The sequence below is a fragment of the Streptomyces sp. NRRL WC-3549 genome, from assembly GCF_000721935.1.
In the GTDB taxonomy this organism is placed as follows: Bacteria; Actinomycetota; Actinomycetes; order Streptomycetales; family Streptomycetaceae; genus Streptomyces.
On sequence record NZ_KL585449.1, the window covers coordinates 6,574 to 13,112 of the forward strand.

The following is a 6,539-nucleotide window of genomic DNA, read 5'->3' on the forward strand; positions in this document are numbered from 1 at the left end:
CCCCCCCCCAGCCGCTCCGCCAGGGCCTCCCGGGCTTCGGCGGGCGGGGTGTCCTCGGCCGTCTCGACGACCGCCTGGCCTGGGGCTGCCTGACCGGGGGTGTGGACGGGAGGGGCGGGCCAGTACCTGCGCCGCTGGAACGCATAGGTGGGCACATCGGTCAGGCGGGCGTCCAGTCCGGCGAACACCGCCGCCCAGTCGACGGGCAGGCCGTGCACGTGGAGCTCGGCCAGAGCGGTGAACAGGGCGCGCACCGGCGAGCGGTCGCGCCGCTGTGTCGCGACGAGGAGGGGCGGCCCCGGTTCGCCCCGGCCGGCGAGGCAGTCCTGGGTGAGGGCGGTGAGCACGCCGTCCGGGCCGATCTCCAGGAAGGTGCCGACCCGGTCGTCGTGCAGCCGCTGTACCGCGTCGGCGAACCGGACGGTGTCCCTGACGTGCCGCGTCCAGTGGTCGGGGCTGAGCGCCTGGTCCGAGGTGAGGGGCGCGCCGGTCGTCGCGCTGACGAGGTCGGTCCGCGCCGGCCGGAAGGTCAGCTTCGTGGCGACCGAGTGGAGATCGTCCAGCATGGCGTCCATGTGCGCCGAATGGAAGGCGTGGCTGGTCCGCAGCTCCTTGTGCCTGCGTCCCTGCTTCGTCCAGAGGGTCACGATGTCCTGGACCTCGTCCCGGTCACCGGACAGGACCACGGACGCAGGTCCGTTGACGGCGGCGATCGACACACCGGTTCCGGAACCGATGAGGTCCTGGACCTCCTGTTCGGACGCCTCGACGGCCACCATCAGGCCGCCGGCCGGCATGGCCTGCATCAGCCGGCCGCGGGCCGCGACGAAGGTGCAGGCGTCCTCGAGTGACAGGACCCCCGCGACATGCGCCGCTGCGAGCTCGCCCAGTGAGTGGCCGGCGACCGCGTCGGGGCACACTCCCCAGCTCTCCAGCAGCCTGTACAGGGCGACTTCGAACGCGAAGAGCGCGGGCTGGGCGAACTCGGTCCGGTCCAGCTCGGCCGGGTCCGTGCCCGACATCACCACGCGCAGGGACGTGTCCAGATGCGGGTCGAACCCGTCGCAGACGGCGTCCAGGGCCGCGGCGAAGGCGGGGAAGGCCGCGTACAGCTCGTCCGCCATGCCCGGTCGCTGGCTGCCCTGCCCGGTGAAGAGGAAGGCGAGGCCTTCCCCTGCCCGGTCCTCGCTCCGGACCAGCCCCGGGGCCGCCTCGCCGCGGGACAGGGACGTGAGTCCGCGGACGAGGCCGTCGCGGTCGTCGGCCAGGACCACCGCCCTGCGGTCGAGGGCCGCGCGGGAGACGGCCAGGGAGTACCCGAGATCCGTCGGGGACAGGCCGGGATCGTCGCGCAGCCGGTCCAGGAGTCGCGTCGCCTGGCCCCTGAGAGCTTCCTCGGTGCGGGCGGACACCAGGAACGGAACGAAGGGGAGCTCGGTGGTGGGGCCCGTGGCGGGCTCGTCGGCGGGTGCCTCTTCGAGGATCAGGTGCGCGTTGGTCCCGCTGAGCCCGAAGGCCGAGACGCCCGCACGCCGGAGCCTTCCCGTGTCGGGCCAGGGTGTGGCCCGGGTCAGCAGGGACACCGCGCCGCCCGTCCAGTCGACGTGGGGGGTGGGAGCGTCGATGTGCAGGGTCCGGGGCAGAACCCCGTGCCCGAGTGCGAGGACGGTCTTGATGGCGCCGACGGCACCGGCGGCGGCCTGGGTGTGCCCGAGGTTCGACTTGACGGTGCCGAGGAACAGGGGCCGGTCCGCCGGACGGTCGCGGCCGTAGGCGGCGAGCAGGGCCTGGGCCTCTATCGGGTCGCCGAGCACCGTGCCGGTGCCGTGCGCCTCCACTGCGTCCACATCGGCCGGGGTCAGTTCCGCGTCGGCGAGCGCCTGGGCGATCACGCGGCGCTGGGCCGGCCCGCTGGGAGCTGTCAGTCCGTTGCTCGCACCGTCCTGGTTGACCGCACTGCCGCGCAGCACGGCCAGCACCTTCCGGCCGTTCCGATGGGCGTCGGACAGACGTTCCAGGAGGATGACGGCCGCTCCTTCGCCCCAGCCTGTCCCGTCGGCTCCGGCGGCGAACGACTTGCAGCGGCCATCGCCGGCGAGTCCTCGCTGTTTGCTGAACTCGACGAACGCGCCTGGGGTGGCCATCACCGTCACCCCGCCCGCCAGCGCCAGCGAGCACTCCCTGTCACGGAGTGATCTGGCGGCGAGGTGGATCGCGACCAGGGACGACGAGCAGGCGGTGTCGACCGTGATCGCCGGGCCGTGGAGGCCGAGGACGTACGCGACCCGGCCGGAGATCACGCTGCCCGCACCGCCCGTGAGCAGGTAGCTGTCACTGCCCTGGGCATCGCCGTACATCCCCGCGCTGTATCCCGAGGAGGAGGCACCCACGAACACGCCGGTGCCGGTGCCGCGCAGGGACGACGGGGCGATCCCGGCCCGCTCGAACAGCTCCCACGACGACTCGAGCAGCAACCGCTGCTGCGGGTCCATCGCCAGTGCCTCGCGGGGACCGATGCCGAACAGAGCGGCGTCGAAGGCGTCGGCGTCGTGGACGAATCCGCCCTCAGGGGTGATGCCCGCATCACCCAGCCCGCGCAGCCAGTCCACGTCCCAGCCACGGCCGTCGGGGACGGACGACATGGCGTCCGTGCCGTCCATGACGAGGCGCCACAGGTCCTCCGGCGATCGCACGCCGCCCGGCAGACGACAGCTCATCGCCACGACGGCGACCGGCTCCGCCCGCTCGTCGACGAGGCGCTGATGCTGTCGGCGCAGTCGTTCGTTCTCCACGAGAGAGGCCCGCAGCGCTTCGACGATCTCTTCGACCTGCGTCCCCATCATGAGCTCCACGCTGTTCGTCGCATCAGGCTTCCTTGGTTCGTGTCGCCATGCGGACGAGGGCGGTGACGTCCATGGCGTTGATCTCGTCCACCCGGTCGTCGGGCTCAGGCACGCTCCGCTCCTGGGGGGTCTCGGCGTCGTCCGGACGCAGCAGCGCGTCCAGGAGGCCCGACTCGCGGATCCGGGCCACCGGGATGGTGGCCAGGAGCGCACGCACCTGTGCGTCGTCCGTGTCGCCGGACGCCTCCGCGTCCGCGTCCGGCGGCAGCAGTTCGCGCAACAGCCGGTCGCGGAGGCCGGTGGGTGAGGGTTCGTCGAAGACCAGGGTGGTCTCCAGGCGCAGCCCGGTGGCGGTGTTCAGGCGGTTGCGCAGTTCGACCGCCATCACCGAGTCGAACCCCATCTCCCGGAAGGCCCGTTGGGCATCGACGGCGTCGGCGGTGGGATGCCCGAGCACCGCGGCGGCTTCCGCACGTACGAGGTCGAGGAGCATCCGCTTGCGCTCGGCGTCCGAGGCGCCGGCCAGCCGGCCGGCGAGAGCGGTGGCCTCGGCCCCGGACCGGTCGTGGTCGTCCTCGGGCGGCTGGAGTGCGGCGGCGGCTTCGGGGATGTCCCCGATCAACGGCCGGTGCCCGGCCATCGTGAACGCGGGGGCGAACCGGGTCCAGTCGATGTCGGCGACCGTCAGGCAGGTCTCCTGCCGTTCCACCGCCTGGACCAGGGCCCGCACAGCCGGCCCGGGGTCCATGGGACGCAGCCCCAGGCGGGTCAGTGTGGATTCGGCGGAGGCGTCCACCATGCCTCCTCCGGCCCAGCCGCCCCAGGCGACCGATGTGGCCGCGAGCCCGCGTGCTCGGCGGCGTTCCGCGACGGCGTCGAGGTGGCAGTTGCTCACGGCGTAGGCGCCCTGCGCCGATCCGCCCCAGACACCCGCGCCGGAGGCGAACAGCACGAAGGCGTCCAGCGAGTCGGCTCCGAAGAGCTCGTCGAGGTGGGTCGCGCCCGCCGCCTTCGCGGACATGACCCGGGCGAACTCGGCGGGGTCGCTCTCCTCCAGGCCGGACACCAGGGTCTCCCCCGCGGCGTGCACCACTGCGCGTACGGGTGCCCCGTCGTCCTGTGCCAGCTCCTTCACCAGGGTGGCAAGGGCGTCGCGGTCCGCGACGTCACAGGCCGCAAGCGTCACGCGGGCTCCCAGGGCGGTGAGTTCGTCCCTCAGCGCGAGGGCGCCGGGCGTGGCTTCGCCCCTGCGCCCGGTCAGCACCAGGTGTTCGGCGCCCTGGCCCGCGAGCCAGCGTGCCACGTGGGACCCCAGCGCTCCCATGCCTCCTGTGATCAGGGCCGTACCGCGCGGCTTCCAGGGCGTCGGCGCGGACGGCCCGGGGCCTGCGGGCGAGCGTCCGAGGCGGCGGGCGAAGACGCCCTGGGGGCGGACGGCAAGCTGGTCCTCGTCGCCGGCCCCGGCCAGGAGCCGGCACGCCTGGGCGACGGACCGTTCGTCCGGCTGCGCGGGCAGGTCGATGAGGCCGCCCCAGCGTTCGGGGTGCTCGAGGCCGATCACACGCCCCAGTCCCCAGATCTGCGCCTGGGCGGGGCCGGTGAGCGGTCCGGAGCCGTCGAAGGAGACCGCTCCCCGGGTGAGGCACCACAGGGGTGCCACGAGATCCAGATCGGTCATCGCCTGGATCAGTGAGGTGGTGGCCGCGACGCCGGCCGGTACGACGGAGTGGAAGGGGTCGGGTCGGTCGTCCTCGGCCAGGAAGGAGACGACGCCTTCGACCGGCCCGTCGGGCACGGCCTCCCCGAGCCGCTGAAGCGCCATGGCCCGTCCGGTGTCGTCGGACTCGAACAGCACCTGGACCGTGCGGGCCCCGTTGCGCGCCAGCTCCCGCTCGACGGCCTGGGCCGCCTCGCTCGCCGCCCCGGGCGGGCTGACGACGAGCCAGGTCCCCGAGGGCGCCGGGACCGTGGCCGGAGTGACCGGTTTCCAGCTGATCCTGTAGCGCCAGCTGTCCAGGACGGACTGTTCGCGGCGTTCGCGTCGCCAGGACGTCAGGGAGGGCAGGATGCTCTCCCACGAGCGCCGGGTGTCGTCGTCACCGGCTCCCAGCATCCCGGCCAGGGCGTCCGGGTCCTCGCTCTCCACCGCGGTCCAGAACGCGTCGTCCACGGGGTCCCGGTGGCCGGCCGGGGCGGGGGACACTGCGGGCTTCGGCCAGTACCGGCTGCGCTGGAAGGCGTACGTGGGCAGCCCGACGTGGCCCGTGCGGTTGCCGAGCACGGCCCGCCAGTCGGGGGACGCACCGGCGACGTGGGCTTCGGCCAGGGACATCAGGAAGCGGTGCGCCCCGCCCTCGTCACGGCGCAGGGTCCCCAGCGCGGTCGCCTCAGTGTCCACGGCGTCGAACGTCTCCTGGAGCCCGAGTCCCAGCACCGGGTGGGGGCCCACCTCGAGGAAGACGCGGTGGCCGTCGGCGAGTGCCGCGCGGGTGGCGGCCTCGAACTCCACGGTGGAGCGCAGGTTCCGGAACCAGTACGCGGCGTCCAGCGCCGCTGTGTCGATCGTCGTGCCCGTCAGGGTCGAGTAGAACGGCACGGTCGACGAGCGGGGGGTGATTCCGCCGAGCAGCCGGTCGAGTTCCCCGCGGATGGCCTCGACCTGGGCGGAGTGCGAGGCGTAGTCGACCGCGATGCGCCTGCCGCGTACGCCGTCGGCCTCGCAGGCGCCCAGCAGCTCGTCCAGGGCCTCGGGTTCCCCCGCGACGACGGCGGACGAGGGGCCGTTGACGGCTGCCACCGCAGGGCGACGACGCGCGCGGCGTCCTCGACGGACAGGGCGCCGGCCACGGTCGCGGCGGCGATCTCGCCCTGCGAGTGGCCGAGCACCGCGGCCGGACGGACTCCGCAGGCACGCCACAGATCGGCCAGCGACACCATGACCGCCCACAGCACGGGCTGCACCACGTCGACCCGGTCGAGGCCGGGCGCGTCGGGGGCCTCCCGTACGACGTCCTCGAGCGACCAGTCGGTATGGGGGGCCAGGGCCTGCGCGCACTCGGCGAGGCGCGCGGCGAACACGGCGGAGGTGTCCAGGAGTTCCTTCGCCATACCGGGCCACTGGGCGCCCTGTCCGGGGAAGACGAGCACGGGCCCGGTTTCGCGGGCCGCGCTGCCCCGTACGATTCCGGCCCCCGAGCCGTCGGCGGCCAGCACGCGCAGGGCCTCCTCGAACTCCGCGGGCCCCCGGGCGACGAGAGCCGCGCGGTGCTCGAAGCGGGATCGGGTCGTCGCCAGGGCGTGGGCGAGGGCTGCGGGGTCCGCGGTGCCGGCTGCGGCCAGCAGTCGCGATGCCTGGTCCCTCAGAGCTTCGCGCGTCCTGCCGGAGAGCACCCACACGGTGGTGGCGCCGGTGTCGAGCGGGACGTCCGGCTCGGAGTCGGCCGGGGCGGAGTCGGTGGGGGCGGAGTCGGTGGGGGGCGCCTGCTCGATGATGGTGTGCGCGTTCGTGCCGCTCACGCCGAACGAGGACACGCCCGCGCGGCGCGGCCGGTCCGCCTCCGGCCAGTCGACCGGTCCGGTCAGGAGCGCCACGGCGCCCGCCGACCAGTCGACGTGGGACGAGGGCTCGTCCACGTGCAGGGTCGGGGGCAGTACGCCGTGCCGCATCGCCATCACCATCTTGATCACACCGGCCAC

General features: G+C 73.9%; 2 protein-coding genes and 1 pseudogene. All 3 read right to left on the reverse strand.

The genetic code is table 11. The annotated features are described in order from the left end of the window. Positions 1 to 2,843 (reverse strand): type I polyketide synthase (locus tag IH13_RS0135135; RefSeq protein ID WP_158791487.1); only part of this gene is annotated, 2,843 nt, incomplete at its 3' end. A 22-nt stretch (positions 2,844 to 2,865) separates the two neighbouring features. After that, positions 2,866 to 5,175 carry an SDR family NAD(P)-dependent oxidoreductase gene (locus tag IH13_RS45400; RefSeq protein ID WP_420713443.1) on the reverse strand — a complete coding sequence of 770 codons (2,310 nt, stop codon included), beginning with the start codon at positions 5,173 to 5,175 and terminating at the stop codon, positions 2,866 to 2,868. A gap of 18 nt (positions 5,176 to 5,193) precedes the next feature. After that, a pseudogene (locus tag IH13_RS43190) lies at positions 5,194 to 6,539 on the reverse strand (acyltransferase domain-containing protein); the annotation flags it as partial.

Coding starts and splice junctions, on each gene's coding strand:
- IH13_RS45400 (WP_420713443.1), bottom strand. CDS start 5,175: ATGTCCCTGGCCGAAGCCCACGTCGCCGGTGCGTCCCCCGACTGGCGG.